This is a genomic window from Streptomyces deserti, from assembly GCF_054782695.1.
This window is the reverse complement of record NZ_BAAGRZ010000010.1, coordinates 219,341-239,133: the sequence shown is the minus strand read 5'-3', so window position 1 is coordinate 239,133 and position 19,793 is coordinate 219,341. Positions and strand designations below refer to the sequence as shown.

The 19,793-nt window shown below is 71.1% G+C and carries 18 protein-coding genes; 7 read left to right on the top strand and 11 right to left on the bottom strand.

What is annotated here, in order from left to right; all coding sequences use genetic code 11:
* The 3 genes from ACYVMZ_RS19710 to leuE all read left to right on the top strand — a co-directional run.
* Nucleotides 1-221, top strand: a 221-nt coding sequence (locus ACYVMZ_RS19710) for a methylmalonyl-CoA mutase family protein (protein ID WP_461081354.1), incomplete at its 5' end; no start/stop codon positions are given.
* A gap of 98 nt (nt 222-319) precedes the next feature.
* A complete protein-coding gene (locus tag ACYVMZ_RS19705) occupies nt 320-892 on the top strand; it encodes a Uma2 family endonuclease (RefSeq protein ID WP_461081374.1) in 573 nt (190 codons plus the stop codon).
* Nucleotides 893-940: 48 nt separating this feature from the next.
* Nucleotides 941-1,591: a leucine efflux protein LeuE gene (gene leuE, locus ACYVMZ_RS19700; protein ID WP_461081352.1), complete on the top strand. Its 651-nt coding sequence runs from the start codon at nt 941-943 to the stop codon at nt 1,589-1,591.
* A 45-nt stretch (nt 1,592-1,636) separates the two neighbouring features.
* On the opposite strand, the gene ACYVMZ_RS19695 is transcribed toward leuE, so the two are convergent.
* Both ACYVMZ_RS19695 and ACYVMZ_RS19690 read right to left on the bottom strand, forming a co-directional pair.
* Nucleotides 1,637-2,533: a class I SAM-dependent methyltransferase gene (locus tag ACYVMZ_RS19695; RefSeq protein WP_461081350.1), complete on the bottom strand. Its 897-nt coding sequence runs from the start codon at nt 2,531-2,533 to the stop codon at nt 1,637-1,639.
* An 80-nt stretch (nt 2,534-2,613) separates the two neighbouring features.
* Nucleotides 2,614-3,735 (bottom strand): acyltransferase family protein, encoded by a 1,122-nt coding sequence (locus ACYVMZ_RS19690; RefSeq protein WP_461081348.1) that lies wholly within the window; start codon nt 3,733-3,735, stop codon nt 2,614-2,616.
* A gap of 221 nt (nt 3,736-3,956) precedes the next feature.
* Between ACYVMZ_RS19690 and ACYVMZ_RS19685 the strand changes: the two genes are divergently transcribed.
* The 4 genes from ACYVMZ_RS19685 to ACYVMZ_RS19670 all read left to right on the top strand — a co-directional run bounded on the left by ACYVMZ_RS19685 (nt 3,957) and on the right by ACYVMZ_RS19670 (nt 10,851).
* Nucleotides 3,957-5,420: a glycosyltransferase family 29 protein gene (locus tag ACYVMZ_RS19685; protein ID WP_461081346.1), complete on the top strand. Its 1,464-nt coding sequence runs from the start codon at nt 3,957-3,959 to the stop codon at nt 5,418-5,420.
* Nucleotides 5,417-7,750 carry a glycosyltransferase gene (locus tag ACYVMZ_RS19680; protein WP_461081344.1) on the top strand — a complete coding sequence of 778 codons (2,334 nt, stop codon included), beginning with the start codon at nt 5,417-5,419 and terminating at the stop codon, nt 7,748-7,750. The genes ACYVMZ_RS19685 and ACYVMZ_RS19680 overlap by 4 nt, the downstream gene beginning before the upstream one ends.
* Nucleotides 7,751-7,753: 3 nt before the next feature.
* Complete coding sequence (locus ACYVMZ_RS19675; RefSeq protein ID WP_461081342.1) at nt 7,754-9,466, top strand: hypothetical protein; 1,713 nt, start codon at nt 7,754-7,756, stop codon at nt 9,464-9,466.
* Between the two features lie 128 nt (nt 9,467-9,594).
* On the top strand, nt 9,595-10,851 hold the full coding sequence (locus tag ACYVMZ_RS19670) for an ABC transporter substrate-binding protein (protein WP_461081340.1): 1,257 nt from the start codon (nt 9,595-9,597) through the stop codon (nt 10,849-10,851).
* Between the two features lie 22 nt (nt 10,852-10,873).
* Here the strand turns inward: ACYVMZ_RS19670 and ACYVMZ_RS19665 are convergent, their stop codons facing one another.
* The 9 genes from ACYVMZ_RS19665 to ACYVMZ_RS19625 all read right to left on the bottom strand — a co-directional run bounded on the left by ACYVMZ_RS19665 (nt 10,874) and on the right by ACYVMZ_RS19625 (nt 19,772).
* A complete protein-coding gene (locus tag ACYVMZ_RS19665) occupies nt 10,874-11,662 on the bottom strand; it encodes an ABC transporter ATP-binding protein (protein WP_461081338.1) in 789 nt (262 codons plus the stop codon).
* A 2-nt stretch (nt 11,663-11,664) separates the two neighbouring features.
* Nucleotides 11,665-12,570: an ABC transporter ATP-binding protein gene (locus tag ACYVMZ_RS19660; protein ID WP_461081336.1), complete on the bottom strand. Its 906-nt coding sequence runs from the start codon at nt 12,568-12,570 to the stop codon at nt 11,665-11,667.
* Entirely contained in the window at nt 12,560-13,552 is a 993-nt protein-coding gene (locus tag ACYVMZ_RS19655; RefSeq protein ID WP_461081334.1) for a branched-chain amino acid ABC transporter permease, read from the bottom strand. Before ACYVMZ_RS19655 ends, ACYVMZ_RS19660 begins: the two co-directional genes overlap by 11 nt.
* Nucleotides 13,553-13,562: 10 nt before the next feature.
* A complete protein-coding gene (locus ACYVMZ_RS19650; RefSeq protein WP_461081332.1) occupies nt 13,563-14,558 on the bottom strand; it encodes a branched-chain amino acid ABC transporter permease in 996 nt (331 codons plus the stop codon).
* 48 nt (nt 14,559-14,606) lie between these two features.
* On the bottom strand, nt 14,607-15,887 hold the full coding sequence (locus tag ACYVMZ_RS19645; protein WP_461081330.1) for an NAD(P)/FAD-dependent oxidoreductase: 1,281 nt from the start codon (nt 15,885-15,887) through the stop codon (nt 14,607-14,609).
* A complete protein-coding gene (locus ACYVMZ_RS19640) occupies nt 15,884-16,291 on the bottom strand; it encodes a GtrA family protein (protein WP_461081328.1) in 408 nt (135 codons plus the stop codon). The genes ACYVMZ_RS19645 and ACYVMZ_RS19640 overlap by 4 nt, the downstream gene beginning before the upstream one ends.
* On the bottom strand, nt 16,281-17,315 hold the full coding sequence (locus ACYVMZ_RS19635; RefSeq protein ID WP_461081326.1) for a glycosyltransferase family 2 protein: 1,035 nt from the start codon (nt 17,313-17,315) through the stop codon (nt 16,281-16,283). The genes ACYVMZ_RS19640 and ACYVMZ_RS19635 overlap by 11 nt, the downstream gene beginning before the upstream one ends.
* A 145-nt stretch (nt 17,316-17,460) precedes the next feature.
* On the bottom strand, nt 17,461-18,795 hold the full coding sequence (locus tag ACYVMZ_RS19630) for a polysialyltransferase family glycosyltransferase (RefSeq protein ID WP_461081324.1): 1,335 nt from the start codon (nt 18,793-18,795) through the stop codon (nt 17,461-17,463).
* Nucleotides 18,792-19,772, bottom strand: coding sequence for a glycosyltransferase family 2 protein (locus ACYVMZ_RS19625; protein WP_461081322.1), 981 nt, complete (start codon nt 19,770-19,772; stop codon nt 18,792-18,794). Before ACYVMZ_RS19625 ends, ACYVMZ_RS19630 begins: the two co-directional genes overlap by 4 nt.
* Between the last annotated feature and the right edge of the window lie 21 nt (nt 19,773-19,793).

Genomic DNA, 19,793 nt, shown 5'->3' with positions numbered 1-19,793 from the left:
CGATCGAGGCCCAGCAGGCCGAGCGGCTGGCGAAGCTGCGCGCGGAGCGGGATCAGGCGGCGGTGGACGCGGCGCTGGCGGCGTTGAAGAAGGCCGCAGAGGGCGAGGACAACGTCCTGTACCCGATGAAGGACGCGCTGCGGGCCCGGGCCACCGTGGGCGAGGTCTGCAACGCCCTTCGGGAGGTTTGGGGGACCTACGTGCCGTCGGATGCGTTCTGAGCTGGGCGATTCCCTCGAATGGTGATCGGGGGCGGAAATCGCCCGCCCCCGGTTACGCTCGTGGAGGGTGTTCCCCGAAGGAGGGTGCCGTGGCTGTGATGCTGCACGAGTCGTCGCTTGCCGATGCTGCCGACCGGCTCTGGGAGGAGCTGCCCGGGCACCGGGTGGAGATTCTCCAGGGGAGGCTCGTCGTGACACCGCCGCCGGATGGTTCGCATGCGCTGGCGTTGACCTGTCTGGTCGAGGAGTTCGCACGGGCCGGAGCCCGAAAGGCCGGGCTCAGGTATGTCCAGGGCATCGGCCTGTGGCTGCCTTCTCTGCCCGACGACTACGCGGTCCCGGACTTCTCAGTTGTCGATGAGGACTTCCGCGACGCCCTCGTCCAGAGGAACTGCTACGCCCCGAACGTTTTTCGCCTGGTTGTCGAGGTGACCTCGTCGAACTGGTCCGACGACCTCGGTCCCAAGGTCGAGTGCTACGCCCAGGCCGGCATCCCGGCCTACCTCATCGCTGACCGCAAGCACGACGAAGTCCTGCTCCACACCGCCCCCGCCGACGGCACGTACCCCGACCCCCAGCGCTTCAGGCGAGGCCAGACCGTCCCGGTCCCCGAGTCCGTCGGTGTCACCCTCGACCTCTCCGTGGACACCCTCCTCGACGGCGACGACTGACCGGAATTCCGAGGAGGAGTGTCGTACCCGCGTGCGACACTCCTTTCCATGCTCGGCGTCACCGACCTCCCCACCTATCTGGCAGGCCTCGTCCTGATCATCCTGCTCCCCGGCCCCAACTCGCTGTACGTCCTCTCCGTCGCCGCCCGGCGCGGTGTGCGGGCCGGTTACCGTGCCGCCGCCGGGGTCTGGTGCGGGGACACCGTGCTGATGACGCTGTCGGCCGCCGGGGTCGCCTCGCTGCTGCAGGCCAACGCCCTGCTGTTCGGGATCGTGCAGTACGCCGGGGCCGGGTATCTGACCTGGCTCGCGATCGGCATGCTGCGGGCCGCGTGGGGGATGTGGCGGACGCGGCGGGAGAGGGGCGCGCAGGACGGACCGGCCGCCGACGGCCCCGACGAGCGGCCGTTCCGCCGTGCCCTCGTCATCAGCCTCTTCAACCCCAAGGCGATCCTCTTCTTCGTCGCCTTCTTCGTGCAGTTCGTCGACCCCGGCTACGCCTACCCCGCCCTCTCCTTCGTCGTCCTCGGCGCCTTCGCCCAGCTGGCCAGCGTCCTCTACCTCAGCGCGCTCATCTTCAGCGGCACCCGGCTGGCCGCCGCGTTCCGCCGCCGCAGGCGCCTCGCGGCGGGGGCGACCTCGGCGGCGGGCGCGCTGTTCCTCGGCTTCGCGGTGAAGCTGTCGCTGGCGAGCGCCTGAGCGACGACCGGCCTCAGGACGGACCGACGCCGGCCGGGTGGGCGGCTAGGAGGCCCGCGCCCGCCGGATCGCCCGTGTCACCACCGGCGGCAGCAGGTCCGTCGCCAGGCGGCGGGCCCGGGAGCGTTGCGGGCGGGCAGCGGCGGGGCGCGGGGCCGGGGCGGGCTTCGGGACGGGCGGGACGTAGTGGCGGGAGTGCGGGAACGGCGGGGGCTGCGTGCGCTTGGAGTGGGTGCGGATCAGGCGGTGGCCGGCGGCCCACTGGACGCTCAGACCGCAGTCGTCGCGCTCCTTGAGCATCGTCAGCAGCTCCTCCTGGAGCGGCTCGGGGTCGCCCCAGGTGCCGTACAGCTTCTGCGTGCTGAGGCAGATCGGGCGCAGTCCGCGGGTGAGGACGGCCTCCCACGCGGCGACGGAGACACCCGGCGTGTGCTCGGAGCGGAAGTCGTCGAGGACGACCACACCCTCGGGCAGCAGGAGGTCGCGGGCCGCGCCGATGTCGCCGTGCACGTGCTCATACAGGTGCGAGGCGTCGATGTGCACGAAGCGGCAGGTGCGGGGGGCGACGTGCGAGGAGATCACGGAGCTCGGGCCCTGGATCACCGTCGGCAGGGTGTCGTGGAAGGAGAGGTAGTTCCGCTCGAAGGCCTGCCGGGTGAGCGAGGCGTACGACTTGGAGGTCTCGGCCTTGTTGGCGTCGTCCGGGGCGTCGCTCTCGAACAGGTCGCAGACCGTGAACGTCTCGCCGTCCCGCAGGTGGCGGCCCAGCAGGATCGCGCTCTTGCCCATGTAGGCGCCGAGTTCGAGCAGGTCGCCGCGTAGCCGGTTTGCCTCCTGCTGTTCGAGGAACCAGGTGAACAGCACCTGGTCCAGGGGCGGGAACCAGCCCGGGACGTCCGCGAGTGTGCCCGGGTACTTTTCGGTCGCGTGTGCGTTGGCCATGAGTCGAGCCTGCTCCGTGGACGTGGCGGAAACTGTCATCGGACTGAACGTGTCGTGAACAACCTGGGCGCAATCGGGTCTTATCGCGCCCTGGACAGCACCCCCCGCAGCCAAGGCGTCACCGGCTTCTCGACGAACCGGTGCAGCAGCCAGGCCAGCAGCAGCATCGACGCGACCGTCAGGGCGAACACCTCGGCCGACGGCAGACCCAGCCGCCCGTGCAGCTCGTGGATCACCACCCAGCCGAGGTGCTCGTGGACCAGGTAGAACGGGTACGTCAGGGCCCCGGCCACCGTCAGCCAGCGCCAGTTCGCCCAGTTCAGCCAGCCCAGCGCGATCGCCGCGACCGCCACGAAGCCGAACGTCACGACGAGGACGATCCCGAACGAGGAGCGATAGGAGAAGCCGTCCGCGTCCGGCGCGTGCCACAGCCCCTGGACCGCGTAGTGCTGCCCGATCAGCCAGCTCACCGCCACGATGCCCCAGGCGTAGGCGTCCTTCCGGTCACGGTGGACGAGGTACAGGCCGATGCCGCCGATGAAGAACGGGGCGTACTCGGGCATCAGGACGACGTCGAGCAGCGGCTCGTGCGCGGCCTGGGCGATCACCGCCGCCAGGGTCCAGACCGCACAGAACATGATCACGCGCTGCCGGCTCGCCCCGGGCAGCACCACGCACAGCGCGAACAGCGCGTAGAAGCGGATCTCCGCCCACAGGGTCCAGCACACGCCCAGTACCCGGTCGACGCCGAGCGGCATCTGCAGCATCGTCAGGTTCACCAGCGCGTCGCTCGGCGACACCGCCTTGTAGACGACCCCCGGCAGCGCGAACACCGCCGTCACCAGGATCACCGCCACCCAGTAGGCCGGCAGCAGACGGGAGGCGCGCGAGGCGAAGAACGACCTCAACGGCCGGCCCCAGCCGCTCATGCAGATCACGAACCCGCTGATCACGAAGAAGACCTGGACGCCGAGGCAGCCGTAGGCGAAGAACTGGTGCAGCGTGGGGAACTGCTCCTTCGGCGAGCTGCCCCAGGCCTCGGTGACCTCGCCGCCGCGACCCCCGTAGTGGTACGCCGCCACCATCAGCGCGGCGGCCAGGCGCAGTCCGTCCAGGGCACGCAGTCGGGTCTCGCGGGGTGGCCGTACGGGGCCCGTCCGGATGATCACATCGGGGGCCGGGCGGACGGTCGTGCTGGTCACGGAAATTCCCCTCGCGGGTGGTCCTGTGGGTGTCTCAGCACGCTAATCCGAATGACAGAACGGACCTGGTTGACGGCCCAACGATTCGCCGCCCGGACCCGACGAGTTCACCTGGGCGTTGTTTTCGGTTTCTAGATTTTCCCAACATCCCCCCACGGTGCAGTAAACGCGGCGACAGCAGCCGCAACACCAGCATTGGTCAGGCAGAACACAGGAGTGCCATGACGACGGTCCAGAACAGACGGGCACGGGCACGTGGGGGGGAGCTGGACGACTGTTTGCGCGCCTGTGCCGTGCACAGCGGCAAACTCGTCGGCAGTCTCGACCGCCGCCGCACCGAACTCGCCGAGCAGCTGCGCAAGTTGCTGGTCGTGTGGAGCACGTCCGGGGCGGCCGCCCCCGCCCCGGCGGGCGGCGCCGCCGCGCGGCTCAAGCGCGCCGTCAAGGGCGCGGCACCGACGCCCGCCCCGGGTATCCCGAACGACCTGCTCGACGCCCTGCTCGCCGTCGCCAACAAGGCACTGGAGTGCGGCTACGACGACGAGCTGAACCTCGCTCTCGTCATCAGCGACACCGTCCTCGCCCAGCGCAAGAACTCCCGCGCCGGCTGGCGGCTGCGCGCGCGTCTCCTGGAGGCCCTCGGCGACGAGGACGGCGCGGTGGAGGCCTACGAGCGCTACCTCGGCCTCACCGACGACGACGGCTTCGGCGTCCGCGCCCGGGTCGCCGGCCTGCGCACCGCGGCCGACAAGGAGCGCGAACTGCTCGCGCTGCTGCGGCGGCAGTGCCCGCGCGCCGCGGAGTTCGCCCGCGGTCCCGCCACCGACGTGTGGGCCGAGGGCCTCGCCGCGCACGCGGTCGGCGACTGGGCGCAGGCCGAGCCCCGACTCGTGGGAGCGCTCCTCTTCCTGGCCGAGGACGGGGCCCCGGTCGCCGACCGGCAGGAACTGCTCAGCCAGTACCTCGACCTGCGCACCGCCGTCCCCGGCGCCGACCTGGCCGCGCTCACCGAGGCCCTCGCCCTCTACGCCGAACAGCGCCGCTCCCGCATGCGCGGACCCGTCGCCGACCCGACCGTCGGCGGCGTGCGGTGGATCAGCCTCGGCGAGTTCCGCAACCAGATCGCCGGCAAGTCCATCTGCCTGATCGCCAACTCCGGGCGCGTCGGCGCCAGTTCGATGGGCGGCGAGATCGACGCCTACGACCTCGTCGTGCGCTTCAACTCGTACCGGATCGACCCGAAGAACACCGGCAGCCGCACCGACATCCACGCCACCATCCACAAGCACGGCTTCAACTGGGACAAGCAGGTCACCACCCGCCTCGTCTTCGGCGGCGTCTCCGGCGACTGGAAGTGGTCGCTGCGCACCCGGCTCGTCCCCGGCGCCCAGCAGTACCTCGGCGACGAGTCGCTGCGCTGGCCCGTCCGCACCATCGGCAGGCTCGGCACCGACGCCTGGCCGGGCATCCCCACCACCGGCTTCAACATGCTGTGGCTGCTGGACTTCCTGGACGTCAGCCCGGCCCTCGACCTGATCGGCTTCGACTTCTACGAATCCGGCGCCTACCGCGTGCCGGAAGCGATGAAGATGCCCATCACGTCCGTGCACGAATACACCAGCGAGAAGGAATGGGTCATGCAGCGGGCCCAGCGCGTCACCGACATGAGGATATCCCTGCGATGACCATGACCTCCCCGACCGGGACCGCCGCCGCCCAGGTCCCGGTGACGGCCGCCCACGCCCTCACGGGCAAGCGCCGCATCGCCTTCGCGAGTTACGTCGACGAGAACTACCTGCCCGGCTTCCTCGCCCTGCTGCGCAGCCTCGCGCTGTCCAACGCGGGGGTGTGCGAGGACTTCGTCGTCCTGTACGACGACCTGCGCCCCGCCTCCATCGCCCGCATTCGCGCCCTGCACCCGCGCATCGTGCTGCGCCGCGTCAACGCCGACCACTACGACGCGTACGTCAAGGGCGACCAGGACAACTACCTGGTCCGCAAGGCGTACTTCATCCTCGACGTGTTCCGGCTGCGCGAGTACGACACCGTCATCACGCTCGACACCGACATGGTCGTCCTCGGTGACCTGGGCGAACTGCTCAAGCTGCGCGAGGGGCTGGCGGCCGTCCCGCAGTTCTTCTACGGCCAGCACAAGCTCAACTCCGGCCTCCTCGTCATCCAGCGCGAGTACCTGTCCGACGAGTTCTGCGCCAGGCTCGACGCGTGCGGCCGCAGCGGCGGCTACGAGCTCGACAAACACGACCAGGGCATCCTCAACGCCGTCCTCGACGGCGACTTCCTCCGCCTCGACCCGCGCTACAACTTCGTCAAGCGGCGCCTGTCCGGCGACCTGCCCGTCCCCGACGACACCGCCATCCTGCACTTCACCGGCCGCCACAAGCCCTGGCAGGGCGGCGAGGCCGGGTACAGCCAGGCGGAGGAGCGCTGGCGGTCGTACGAGATGTCCGACGCCGACTTCCACGCCGCCTACCTGGCGCTGGGCGGCACCCTCCACCATGACCTGCTCGTGCACTACGGCACCCCGCACGTCCGCCGCACCGGCGACGTCGAGTGCGCCCGCAAGGTGGCCGCCGCGCACATCGCGGCCGGCGAGTACCAGGAGGCCGTCGACCTCCTGTCCGGCGTGCACATCCCGCTGGACGAGGCCTGGCCGCACGAGGTGCTCGGCCACGCCCTGATGAGCGTCTCCCGCTACGAGGAGGCCAGGGCCCAACTGCTGCTGGCCACCGCCGCCCCCAACCGGGCCGCCACCGCCTATGCCCGCCTCGCCCAGATCGCCTGGGTGCACGGCGACAACGCGGAGGCCCTGAAGTACGCCACGGCCGGCATGTCCGTCGACCCCACCCACCGCTCCAGCCGCCTGTGGGCCCAGCGCGCGGCCGCCGTCCCGGCGCAGGAACAGGGCGCCCCCGAGGACCAACTCGCCCACGTCGCCTTCTACATGGACCGGCAGGGCAACGCGGGCGACAAGCTGCTCCCGGAGACCGTCCGCCTCGCCTTCGGCGCCGACACCACCACCCGCCGCTGGCACTCCGTCCACGCCCACCGCCTGTTCGACAGGGCGGCCCTGGAGCGGGTCAACGCCCGGCGCGGCCTGGTCATCGGCGGTGGCGGACTGTTCATCCCGGACACCATGCCCAACGGCAACAGCGCCTGGCAGTGGAACGTCCCCGACGAGCACCTGCGCGGCATCGACGTGCCGATCATGGTGTACGCCGTCGGCTTCAACGCCTTCGACGGGCAGTCGTACCGCGCCGGACGCTTCCACGCGAGCCTGCGCCTGCTGGTGGAGAAGTCGGCGTTCTTCGGCCTGCGCAACCACGGCTCCATCGAGAAGGTCCGCGCCCTGCTGCCCGCGCACCTGCACGACAAGGTCCGCTTCCAGCCCTGCCCCACCACGGTCAGCCGACAGCTGGTCCCCGGCTGGAGCGACCCGGCGTACCGCGAGGACACCGTCCTGCTGAACGCGGCCTACGACCGGGCGGGCCTGCGCTTCGGGCACGACTACGGGCACTTCCTCGCCGAGATCGCCAAGGCCGTGCGCGCGATCGGCGCCCACACCGAGGTCCGGTGCGTGGCGCACTCCCTCGACGACGAGCGCATCGCCTTCGACCTGCGCCGCGAGTACGGCATCTCGCTGCCGGTGATCCCGATGTACGACTTCGACAACGACACGATCCGCGAGACGTACGCCAAGACCCGGCTCGTCATCGGCATGCGCGGGCACGCCGGCATGATCCCCTTCGGCGTCGGCACCCCGATCATCAGCCTCATCTCGCACCCGAAGATGGCGTACTTCCTGAACGACATCGAACGCCCGGAGTGGGGTGTCTCGGTGCACGACCGGAACCTCGGCGCGGTGCTCACCGAGAAGGCCGTCGACATGCTGGACCACCACGCCGCCACCGTCGCGGACGTGCACGACCGGCAGCAGCCGCTGTGGAAGGTGACGGAGGCCAACGCGGCCGAGCTGCGGGCCGTTCTGGGCGGCTGAGCCATGGCCACCCTCGTCGCCGACGGCCCTCCTGCCGCTCGGCCCCGGGAGGGCGCACGCCGGTCACCCCTGTGGTGGCCGGTGGTCGCCCTGCCCGCCGCCGCGGTCGTAACGTACGCCGTCCTCACCCGGCGGCTGACCGGCGACCTGCACTACGTCCTCGGCGCCCTGCGCACGGGCGAGGCCGCCGGGTACTCGCCGTCGGAGGTCTTCACCCACCGGCCGTTCTTCTACCGCTGGTTCGTCGCGGGCCTCGACGGCCTCACCTTCGGCGGCACGGCGGTCCGCGAGACCGTGATGGAGGCGGCGGGCGCCCTGCTCGCCGCCGCGGCCGCCTACGCCCTGTTCGCGGCGCTGACCCGCCGGGTCACCGGACGCGAGGCGGCCCTCACGGCGGGCGCCGTGGGCCTCGCCCTGGCCCTGGCGCCCCGCACCGACTTCCTCCAGCCGGAGTGGGCGGCGGTGCTGCTCACGGTGCTGGGGGTCGCCGCGGCGCTCGGCCCCGCCCGGCCGTGGCCGGCGGCGCTGCTCGCCGCGCTGCCCCTGGGCCTCGCGGTGATGATGAAGTACTCCACCGCCGCCACGGCCGCGATCGGGGTGCTCCTCGTGTACGTCGTCGACCGGGGCCGGGCGGTACGGCTCGCCCTGCTGGCGGTGCCCGGCGCGGTCGCCCTGTTCGGGCTGAGCGTGCTCGCCGGCTCCCACGAGTGGCAGTGGACCGAGGACATGCCGCAGATCAACCGGTCGGCGCTCGGCCGCACCGGCATCGACGCGTCGCTCCTCCTGGAACGCTCCGTGGCCTTCCTGGCCGACCGGGCCGTGCTCAGCCCGGTGCTGCTGCTCCTGCCGGGCGCGCTGGTGCTGGTGCTGGCCCGGGTGCGGGGGCGGGCCCGGCGCGCCGAACTGCTGCTGGTGGCGCTGACCGCGGGGCTGGGCGCACTGGCGGTCGTGGCCGTCCAGGGCAACTGGTTCCTGTACCACGCGGCCCAGCTGCCGGTGCTCGCCGCCGCGGTGTGGGGGCCGGCGGTGGGGGGTGCGCGCCGTTCGCCGCCGTGGTGCTTCGGGTCGGCGTCCGTCGCGTGCGGGGTGCTGCCCGTGCTGTACGCCCGGGCGTCGGGGGACGTCCAGCGGCCGGCGGTGGTCTGGGGCGTGGCTGTCGTCGTCACTCTCGCGGCGGCTGTGGACGCCCTGCTCGAGGCCCGGCGCGGGCGGGGTCCGCGCCGGGTGTGGCCGGCCGCGCTGATCGCTCTGGCCGGTGTGGTGTGCCTGGCCGGCAGCAGCTGGCCGGGCTCCCCCCACCTGGTGCTGCGCGGCGAGGTCACGATGACCGGCGCCGGCCACCTGGACGGCATGCGCCGCACGCAGGCCGACGCCGACCGCCTGCGGGCCGAGCTGCCCGACGGCGCCCCCGTCCTCTACCTGGCCTTCGGCGACACCACGTACTACGTCGACCACCCGGCCCGGTGCCGCTACCCGATCGCCACGTTCCTCCAACGGACCCGCTTCCTCCCGGATGTCGCCGAGTTGCCGTCCTTCCGCGAGAACGCCGACTGCGTCGACCACGACCCGGCCCCGTACGCGGTCCTGGACCGGGCGTGGTTCCGCCCGGGCAGGGTGGATCCGGAGCTGTGGCGGCGGATCACTGCGGTGTACGACTGCCCGTCGGGCGGGAGCAGGGGCACGAAGACGGTCCTGTGCGTCAGGAGGCAGGGCTGACTTTCCGCCCGGCGACCACCGGTGCCCGACGGGAAACAGGCGTTCAGGCGTTCTATTCTCGAAACTGATGGGCGGGCGGAAGGCCGGCCTGACGACCCTCCGTCGGCCTCTGGAGAGAGGAGGCGGACATGAAGACACCGATACGGCGGTCTGCGATCTTCGCCGGTGCGGCTGCTCTTGTGATCTCGATGGTGGGCGCGACCGGCGGTACCGCGTCCGTGGTCCCGGCCGGTGAGGAGGACGGTGAGCTGAAGTTCGGCTACGTCCTGCCGGAGACGGGACAGCTCGCCTTTCTCGGACCGCCGCAGATCGAGTCGGTGAAGTTCGCGATCCAGCAGATCAACGACGCCGGTGGTGTCCTGGGCAAGCCGGTGCCGTCCGTGGTCTCCAGCGACGAGGCCGGTCAGGAGGCCGTCGCCGCCCAGTCCGCCGACCGGGTTCTGGCCGCCGGGGTGGACGCGGTGATCGGTGCCGCGGCTTCCGGCATGTCGCTCGCGTTCATCGACCGGGTGACGGGCGCGGGCGTGGTCCAGTGCTCGGCGTCCAACACGGCACCCACGTTCACCGACTACGAGGACGACGGCTACTACTTCCGTACCGCGCCGAGCGACGCGTTGCAGGGGCCGGTCCTGGCGGACGTCGTGCGCGAGGACGGCCACGAGCGGGTGGCCCTGGTCGCCCGGGCCGACGACTACGGGCGGGGCCTGCTGCGGGCCACGGAGCAGTCCCTGAGGGACGGCGGCGCGACCGTCGCGCTCGCGGAGACCTACGACCCGAGGGCCACCAACTTCGACCAGATCGTGCAGCAGGTCAGGAACAGCGACCCGGACGCCGTCGTGGTGATCGCCTTCGAGGAGGGCGCCCGGATCCTGCAGGGTCTGCTCGAGGCAGGACTCGGGCCCGATCGCGTCGGCGTGTACGGCGCCGACGGACTGCGCAGCGATGAACTGCCCTCGCTGGTCTCCCGCGGCGATCCCGAGCGGCTCGCCGGGATGAAGGGGACGGCTCCGGCCTCGGCGACCAACGAGCGGTACGTGAACGATCTGAAGAGGTTCGCACCGGACCTGAAGGAGCTGCAGTACGCACCCCAGGCCTTCGACTGCGTGACGACGATCGCGCTCGCCGCGGAGAAGGCCGAGTCGGACAACCCGGAGGTCTTCGCCAAGGAGATGAACGGCATCACCAAGGACGGCGAGAAGTGCAACTCCTTCGCCGACTGCAAGAGGCTGCTCGCGGCCGGCCGGGACATCGACTACGACGGCGTGAGCGGTCCGCTCGACTTCACCGACGCCGGTGAGCCGGGCCGGGCGACGATCGAGGTGTACACCTACGACGACCAGGCCCAGCTGCGCACCCTGCGCACGGAGGTGAGCACCCAGGAGTGAACCGGAGCGCGCAGCGCGGGGTTCAGCGGACGCGGGCGAGGGTGCCGAGGTACAGCTCGATCACCTTCTCGTCGTGCAGCAGGGCCGTGCCGGTGCCGGTGTAGGCGTTGCGGCCCTGGTCGAGCACATAGCCGCGGTGGCAGATCTGCAGGCACCTGCGGGCGTTCTGCTCGACCATCAGCACGGCGACGCCCGCGCCGTTGATCTCCTTCACCCGGTCGAAGACCACGTCCTGGTGGAGCGGCGACAGGCCGGCCGACGGCTCGTCGAGCAGCAGCAGCCGCGGCTCCATCATGAGCGCGCGCGCCATCGCGAGCATCTGCCGCTCGCCCCCGGACATCGAACCCGCCTTCTGCCTGCGGCGGGTGGCCAGGACCGGGAAGAGTTCCTCCACCGCCGCGGCCCGCCGCGCGAAGGCCTTGGGCCGCAGGTAGATCCCCATCCGCAGGTTCTCCTCGACCGTCAGCTCCGGAAAGACGTTCTGCAGCTGGGGCACGTATCCCACCCCGCGGCGCACCAGCTCGTGCGCGGGCCGGTTGGTGACCTCCTCCCCGTGCAGCCGTACCGTCCCGCCGCGCACGCGCAACAGCCCGAAGACCGCCTTGACGAGCGTCGACTTGCCCGCTCCGTTGGGGCCGATCACACCGACCAGCTCGCCCGGCGCCACCTCGACGCTGCAGCCGCGCAGCACATCGACTCCCGGCACGTATCCCGCGACGATCCCGTCGGCCGCCAGTACCGGCGGCTGGTCCGCTCCGGTCCTGGTGTCCTCGGCCCCGGTGCCCTCTCCTCGCCGGTTCTCCTCGGCCATGGTCACTCCTCCTCGCCGGTCGCCTCCGGCTCGTCGTGCCGCCTGCCGAGGTAGGCGTCCACGACGGCGGGGTTCCGGCCGATCGTGTGCGGCGGGCCCTCGGCCACCAGCCGGCCGTCGGCCATGACGGCGACCCAGTCGCTGATGCCCATGACCACGTCCATGTCGTGCTCGACGAAGCAGACGGTCAGCCCCTCGTCGCGCAGCCGGGTGATGTGTCCGAGGAGGGACTGGGCCAGCGCGGGGTTCACTCCGGCCATCGGCTCGTCGAGCAGGAGCATGACCGGCCGGCACATCAGCGCGCGGGCCAGTTCCAGCAGCTTGCGCTGCCCGCCGGAGAGCGTCCCCGCGTAGTCGTCGCGCACCTGGGCGAGCCGGAACCGCTCCAGCAGCTCGTCGGCCCGGTGCCGGGCGTCCCGCTCCTGCCCGCGCCACAGGGGGCGCAGCAGTGCGGGCAGCAGCCGTTCGCCGCGTTGCCCGGAGGCGGCGAGCAGCATGTTGTCCAGGACGGTGAGCCGGGGGAGGGTCCTCGTGAGCTGGAACGTACGGACGAGCCCGCTGCGCGCCACCCGGTGCGCGGGGCGGCCGGTGAGGGGCTGTCCGTCGAACGACCACCGGCCGTCGTCGGCCCGGTCGAACCCGCTGACCACGTTGAACAGCGTCGTCTTGCCGGCCCCGTTGGGCCCGATCAGCGCCGTGATGGCCCCGCGCTGCACCTCCAGATGCTCGATCCGTACGGCGACGAGGCCCCCGAAGGTGCGGGTCACCCGGTCCATGACCAGCAGCGGATCGGGCTTGCGGACCCCGGGCTCGGGCGCGGTTCCGGCGAGTCGGCCGGCGGCCGCGGCGCGGGGGGCACGGCCCGTGGGACCGGCGGTCCCCCCTGCCGGAACGGACTCAGCGGCCACTGAGCATCATCTCCTTCCGGCTGCCGAGCAGGCCCTGTGGCCGGAACACGATCAGCAGGATCAGGGCGACTCCCACCAGGGCGAAGCGCACGGCGCCCACCTCCGACGTACTGATCAGCTCCGGGGAGATGTAGCCGGCGCCGATGGCCTGCCGCAGCGCGCTGTCCAGGAAGCTCAGCATGAACCAGAACAGCACCGAGCCGACGACCGGCCCGAGGATGCGCCCGGCACCGCCCAGCACCAGCAGGGTGTACAGGAAGAAGGTGACGCCCGGGTCGAAGCTGTCGGGGTTCACCGACTGCACCTGGATCGCCTGCATCATGCCCGCGGCACCACCGAGGAGGCCGCCCAGCACCAGGGACTGCATCTTGTACGCGTACACGTTCTTGCCGAGGCTGCGCGCGGCCGTCTCGTCCTCCCGGACGGACTGGACGACACGGCCCCAGGGGCTGTGCACCAGCAGCGCGAGCAGGATCCCGACCAGGGCCACCAGTGCCCAGCCGACGGTCATCACCCACAGGTCCCGGGCGCCGAACTCCACCAGCCACAGGCCGTAGCTGCCGCGCGGAATGGGGTTGAGGTCGTAGAAGTCGCCCGCGAACCGCTGGAGCCCGTACACGCCACCGGTGACGGGCTCGGCCCAGCTGGAGCGGTAGAACAGCCGCAGCGTCTCCCCGGCGGCGATCGTGGTGATCGCGAGATAGTCGGCGCGCAGTCGCAGGGTGGGCAGGCCGAGCAGCAGGGCCAGCACGATGGCGCAGCCGAGTCCGGCGAACACGCCGAGCCACATCGGCCCTCCCCACGTCGCCACGGTGATCGCGAGCCCGTAGCCGCCCACGAGCATGAAGCCGACCTGACCGAAGTTGAGCAGCCCGGTGTAGCCGAAATGCAGGTTCAGGCCCATCGCGGCGAGCGCGTAGATCGCGGCGATGGGGCCGATACCGGAACGCAGCGCGTCGGAGACGATGACCGAGAAGTCCATCGCTGCCTCCTCATCCCACGCGCTCGCGACGGCCGAGGATGCCCTGCGGACGGACCAGCAGGACGACGATGAGCACCAGCAGCGCCCAGGCGTACTGCAGGTCGACGGGGAACCACAGGGTGGACATCTGGGCGACGACGCCGATGACGAGGCTCCCCACCATCGCGCCGTAGGCGGAGCCGAGGCCGCCCAGGACGATCCCGGCGAACATGAGCAGCAGCAGCTTGAAGCCCATGTCCCAGGTGATGACCTCGACCAGGCCGAAGAAGATCCCGCCGAGCGCGGCCAGGGCGCCCCCGGCCATCCAGACGATGCTCACCACCCGCCGAACGTCGATACCGGACGCCTCGGCGAGGTCCCGGTTGGCGGCGACCGCCCGGACGGCGGTGCCGATCCGGGTCCGCTGCAGCAGGGCGGCGATGCCGAGCAGTACCAGCACCGAGAGCAGGGTGACCGTGAGATCGCGTGGGGTGATGCCGACCGGTCCGAGGTCGATGGCGCTCTGGATGTCGTACTGGGTGAAGGAGGCGGGACGGTTTCCGTACACCACGAGGACGACATGGCGCAGCAGCAGCGACAGGCCGATCGTGACGATGAACATGTTGATCAGCCCGGTGCCACGGGCGCGCAGGGGCCGCCAGACGCCGCGGTCCGTGGCCCAGCCCACCAGGGCCCCGAAGGCCACGGCGGCGAGGGCGGCGGGGATCAGGTGCCAGCCGGGACCGGCGGGTGAGACGTTGAGGAAGAACGCGAACGTGGCGCCGATGGTGACGAACTCGCCGTGCGCGAAGTTGATCAGATGGATGGTCCCGAAGATCAGCGAGAGTCCCACCGCGGTGATCGCGATGATGACACCGAACTGAACGCCGTCGATGAACGCCTGCAGGGCGCGCGCCCCGAAGGCCGGGCCATGCCGGCCCTCCTCACCCTGCGCCCGCGCGGCGACCGCGCACAGCACCACCAGAAACAGGGCGAGCGCCGGTACGAGAACCCACCGACCACGCATCACGAGTCCGATATGTCTGATCTGTTCGTGTTAATAGTGTAAGAGGTGTCAAGAGGCCGTCTGGCGCAGCCCCAGCGCCCCCGTCACCTTCCGGGCCAGCGCCACCGAGTAGCTCTGTCCCCGGTCCTGCGGGTAGATCTGGGCCATCGTCGCGAGCGTGACGCGGCTCATCGGTGTCTCGTGGCCGGGGATCAGCGCCCGGTACCCGGGCGTCACCACCGGCTGGGCGAACCCGGCCTTCGAGAAGTGCCAGTCCTTGATCCAGGACTCGTCGAACTCGCAGTTGACGCGCCGCAGGTACGGCAGGAACCGGGTCAGCAGTTCGCCGGGCTCGGTCGTGAAACGCCAGTCGTCGCGCTCGACGTAGTTGCCGACGTACAGGACGTGCCGCCCGCCGTACACCGCCGGGTCGATCATCCGCGTGTGCTCGACCACCGCGAGGAACGGGAAGTCGGGTTCGTTGATGTTGAGCCAGTAGTACGGGATCACACTGCGGTCCAGCTCCAGGACGAAGCACGTCGCGCCCAGGTACTGGTTCCTCCACACGGCATCGTCCGCGGGCAGCCCGGCCGCCTTCGCGAAAACCGGCTGCGGGGTGGTGACGATCAGCCGGTCGAAGTCGTACGACGAGCCGTCCGCGCACCGCACCACCGCCGGCGCCTCGGCACCGTCCTGCCGGATGGACTCCACCGCCTTGCCGCACTCCACCTTGCCGCCGCGCTCCTCCACCCCGTCCCGCAGCGCCGCGTACACCCGCTCGAAACCGCCGTCGACATAGCCGAGTTCGAACGTACGGCAGTGGATACGGGCCCACAGCCACGCCATCGACACCTGCTCGGCCCGCTCCCCGAACTTGCCCCGCAGCAGCGGCTCCCAGATCGCCGCCGTGGCCTTGCGGCCGGCCCAGCGGCGCAGCCACGCCAGCGCCGTACGGTCGTTGTACCGCTCCCCGCTCCGCACCGCCTTCAGCAGCGCCGACGACCCCGCGAACCGCACCGCGTCCAGCGGCGAGAACTCCGGGAAGCGCAGCATGTCCACCGGCGTGGTGAAGTCGATCAGCCTGCCGCCGCGGAAGATGCCCGTCGTCGGCCTGTGGAAGCGCAGCGCGTCGCCCAGCCCCAGCTCCTCGATCAGGGCGATCATGTCCCGGTCGCTGCGGAAGATGTGGTGGTAGTAGCGCTCCAGGGGGACACCGCCCACCTCCAGCGAGGCGGCCAGGCCGCCCAGCTCGCGGGCCGCCTCCAGGACGGTGACCCGGTGGCCGGCGCGTACGGCGTCCCAGGCGGCGGTCAGGCCGGTGGCACCCGCGCCGATGATGCCGAGGTTCATCCGAAACTCCACTTTCTGTTGAGCGCGAACTGGAGCGCCAGGACCAGCGGCAGCGAGCCCGCCTTGACGAGGTTGGCGTCGATCCCCAGTGAGTCGGTGAAGACGAGGAGGAGCAGGTACGTCAGGGCGATCCCGGACAGCCCGACGGCGTAGAAGCGCAGGAAGCGCACGACGATCCGGTCGCGCCGGTCGAAGGTGAACAGCGCGTTGAGGACGAAGTTGTTGGTGATGCCGAGCGTGGTGCTGAGCGCGTTGGCGGCCTGCTCGTCCAGCCCCGCCGCGTTGTGCAGGAGCAGGAAGGCCACCAGGTCGAGCGTGACACCGCTGCCGCCGATCAGGGTGTAGCGGATCAGCTGGCGCAGTGTCCGGGAGGGAGCCTCGGCGGTCGTGGTGTCAGTCGCCACCGCCACCGCCCCGCCGCGCCCCGGCATCGGTGCCGATCACCTCGCGCACCAGGTACAGCGGCCGCCCCTGCGCCTCGCTGTAGATGCGCCCGACGTACGCGCCGATCACCCCGAGCGACAGCATCTGGGTGCCGCCCAGGAAGAGCACCACGACCATCAGCATCGTCCAGCCGGAGACGGTGATGTCGGGGCGGAAGAACTTCATGAACAGCGCGTAGAGGATGCCGAGCAGCGACAGCAGCAGCACCACGAAGCCGAGCCGGGTGATCAGCCGCAGCGGCACCGTGGAGAAGCTGGTCACCCCGTCGGCCGCGAGGCGGGCCATCTTGCGCAGCGGGTACTTCGTCTCCCCGGCGAACCGTTCGTCGCGGTCGAAGGTCACCTCGGTCTGCCGGTAGCCCATCGAGGCGACGATGCCGCGCACGAAACGGCTGCGTTCCCGGTACCTGCGCAGCTCGTCGGCGACCCGCCGGTCCAGGAGCCGGAAGTCTCCCGTGTCGAGCGGGATGTCCACCTCGGCGGCGGAACGCAGGACGCGGTAGTACAGGTGGGCGGTGGCCCGCTTGAAGGGGGAGTCCTGCCGGGTGCGGCGGCGGGCGTGCACGATCTCCGCGCCCGCCTGCCAGGCGTCGATCAGCTCCAGGCTGACCCGCGGCGGGTCCTGCAGATCGGTGTCCATGACGATCACCGCGTCTCCCGCGGCGAGGTCGAGCCCCGCGGTGATGGCGAGCTGGTGCCCGAAGTTGCGGGCGAAGTCGACCACCCGGACCCGTCGGTCCTGCTCCGCGAAGTCCTTGAGGATCGCCAGCGAACCGTCGACGGAGCCGTCGTTGACGTACACCAGTTCGTAGTCGAACTCCGTGCGCCGCGTGAGCGCGGCGGTCAGCTCGCAGTGGAAGGCGGCGATGCCGTCCTGCTCGTTGTAGACCGGGAGCACGTACGAGATCAGCGGCCGCGGCTCCGGCGGCGCGAGCCGGACCGGAGCCGGGGCGGGGACGGGCCGGCGGATGTCCTGCTGGGTCATCTCGGTCCGCCGACGGAGTCGAACGGTCTGCGGGAGAACGCTGTCTGAAGCATTGGAGGACGCTATGGAGGTTTCGTGAACCTCGGCCCAACGGCCCGCGTCCGTCAGTCGTCTTCCCTCTTTCTCTTCGCCCCGCCCGCTGCCCTCAGCGGCGCACCACCCGCTTCAGGTTCCGTGCCTTGCGCGCCATCCGGCGCACGGTCGCGTTGCGCGGCAGGAACGACAGCTGGGCGGGCACGCCGCCCGGCAGCCCCAGCGAGGTCAGCCGCTTCTTCTTGAAGTACCGCCGGGTGTGCGGGTTCAGATGCCTCGCCAGATACCCCTCGGCCTGAGCGCGCAGCTCCGGAAGGATCTTCGGCTGCATCGCGAACCCGACGGTCCTCACGAGGCCGCCGAGCGCGTCGGTGTCCATCGACCCGCGCTGTTCGTGGACGGCGGCGCGGTCGGTCAGCTCGGGCAGCAGCGCGTCGACGATGGTGACGGGGACGCGGTTGCTGTTCTCGTACGGGGTCAGGCGCTCCAGCAGGATGTCCGTGCCGATCCGGGCGACCGGCAGGCCGTACAGCGCGGACGCGGTGAGCAGGCCGGTGGAGAAGCAGCCGACGACCAGCGCCGGACGCATGCGCTGGTACAGCACCTCCGCCAGCACCGGCGTGTCCAGGACCGTGAGGTCGACGCCGAGCTTCTCGGCCTCCGTCTCCAGGATGCGGGAGAAGCGCGCCGGGGCCGAGGGATGCGGCTTGAACACGACCCGGGCGTGCCCGAGCTCGACGGCGCCCTTCAGCATCCGCACGTGCAGCTTCTCCTCCTTTTCGGCGGAGAGGATGCCCAGGGCCGACAGGTACTGGCCGAGCAGCAGCGCCGGCTCCTCGATGTCCGGCAGCTCGGCGCCGGTGTCGACCAGTTCGGCCAGCACCTTGGTGAAGGCGGCCGTCGGCACGACCTCCGGCTCCACGCCGAACTCGGTGAGCAGCAGGGGCCGCAGACCCGGCACGAGGTCCAGGTGCAGCAGCCGCTCCACGCGGGTGCCGACCAGCGGGTCGATCTTGTTGCGGGTGGGGCCGTAACTCATCAGGCCGTCGGCGTAGACGGTGACGGGCGCGTCGGTGAAGATCTGCGCCACGCCGAGCGCCGGGTTGACCTGGATCGACTCCACGGCCAGCGCCAGATCGTCGTCGCCGAGGCCCCAGGCGAGTCTCAAGTACCGCTCCCACATGGGGGCGTCCTCTATCCGCGGCGCCCAACCCCCGGGATGGAAGGGGAAGATGGCCTCGTTCCACGACACCACGTCGTCGAACCGGCCGCGCAGCCGCTCGAATCCGGGCATCTCGTCCACGGCCGGGGCCGTCTCCGGTGTCGCCGCGTTGTTGGAGACGAGGAGGATCCGCCGGTCGGCGGGCGCGAAGCAGCCGGCGTCCAGCGCGGCGGCGAGCGTGGCCGTGCCGTACAGCGTCGACGCCATGAAGATCTGCGTGGTCACGCGGCCACCTCCGCGGCCGGCACCGGACGGCGGCGCAGCCGGCGCAGGCGCGTGGCGCGCTCGGTGTCCATCGAGCCGAGGACCTCGTCGAGCGCGTCCTGCGGCATGCGCCGCAGCGCGGCGGCGCTCATCGACTTCAGTTTCTTGGCCACGGGAGGCTCGAACCTTTCGATGGAACCGAGGTGGTGGGAAATGATGGCGCAATACGTGCGCACGGCCTTCGGCAGCAGATTCGCCGCGTCCGCGTCCTCGGCGGTCTCCCTGACGACCTGGTCGAACGCGCGAATGAAATCGAGCTGCCGGGCGTCCCCGATCTGCGTCAGCGACGAGGCCACCCCGCGCCGGTAGAACACGCCGAGCAGCCCGGTCACCGCGAAGGACTCCGCCTCCCGGTGCAGCTTCCAGATCCACGGCCGGTCCTCGGCCGTGCGCAGCCCGTCGGTGAAGTGCAGCAGGCCGCGGTCGACGAGGCGGCGGTGGTAGACGCCGGCCCAGGCGTAGGCGTAGTCGACGGAGGTCGAGCGGTGGGCGGGCAGGATCGCCTCGCGCGGGCTCAGCACCGTGTTCCGGCGGCCGTGCGGCACGCGGTGCACGGAGCGGGCCCGCGCGGTGCACTGCACGTGGTCGACGCGTACGAAGTCGCAGCCCAGCCGCTCGATCGAGGCGACGAGCTGCGGGTAGTAGCCCGGGGCGAGCCAGTCGTCGCCGTCCAGGAACGTCAGGTACTCGCCGCGTGCCCGGTCGATCCCGGTGTTGCGCGCGGTCGCCAAGCCGCCGTTCCGCTCATGTCTGACCAGCACCGCGCCGGGCAGCTCGCGCTCCGCGCGCGCGAGAATGTCCGGTGTCCCGTCGGTCGAGCAGTCGTCGACGAGAATGAATTCGAAGTCGTCACGCGCGTTCGCACGCAGACTCCTCAGGGTGTCGGGGGCGTATTGCTGCACGTTGTAGAACGGCACGATGACGGAGAGCTTGAGCACGTCAGCGACGTTAGGTCGCGG

Excerpts from the sequence above, each read along its gene's own strand:
- ACYVMZ_RS19705 (WP_461081374.1), top strand. The coding sequence starts at position 320 with ATGCTGCACGAGTCGTCGCTTGCCGATGCTGCCGACCGGCTCTGGGAG.
- leuE (WP_461081352.1), top strand. The coding sequence starts at position 941 with ATGCTCGGCGTCACCGACCTCCCCACCTATCTGGCAGGCCTCGTCCTG.
- ACYVMZ_RS19695 (WP_461081350.1), bottom strand. The coding sequence starts at position 2,533 with ATGGCCAACGCACACGCGACCGAAAAGTACCCGGGCACACTCGCGGAC.
- ACYVMZ_RS19685 (WP_461081346.1), top strand. The coding sequence starts at position 3,957 with ATGACGACGGTCCAGAACAGACGGGCACGGGCACGTGGGGGGGAGCTG.
- ACYVMZ_RS19680 (WP_461081344.1), top strand. The coding sequence starts at position 5,417 with ATGACCATGACCTCCCCGACCGGGACCGCCGCCGCCCAGGTCCCGGTG.
- ACYVMZ_RS19675 (WP_461081342.1), top strand. The coding sequence starts at position 7,754 with ATGGCCACCCTCGTCGCCGACGGCCCTCCTGCCGCTCGGCCCCGGGAG.
- ACYVMZ_RS19670 (WP_461081340.1), top strand. The coding sequence starts at position 9,595 with ATGAAGACACCGATACGGCGGTCTGCGATCTTCGCCGGTGCGGCTGCT.
- ACYVMZ_RS19665 (WP_461081338.1), bottom strand. The coding sequence starts at position 11,662 with ATGGCCGAGGAGAACCGGCGAGGAGAGGGCACCGGGGCCGAGGACACC.
- ACYVMZ_RS19655 (WP_461081334.1), bottom strand. The coding sequence starts at position 13,552 with ATGGACTTCTCGGTCATCGTCTCCGACGCGCTGCGTTCCGGTATCGGC.
- ACYVMZ_RS19650 (WP_461081332.1), bottom strand. The coding sequence starts at position 14,558 with ATGCGTGGTCGGTGGGTTCTCGTACCGGCGCTCGCCCTGTTTCTGGTG.
- ACYVMZ_RS19645 (WP_461081330.1), bottom strand. The coding sequence starts at position 15,887 with ATGAACCTCGGCATCATCGGCGCGGGTGCCACCGGCCTGACCGCCGCC.
- ACYVMZ_RS19635 (WP_461081326.1), bottom strand. The coding sequence starts at position 17,315 with ATGACCCAGCAGGACATCCGCCGGCCCGTCCCCGCCCCGGCTCCGGTC.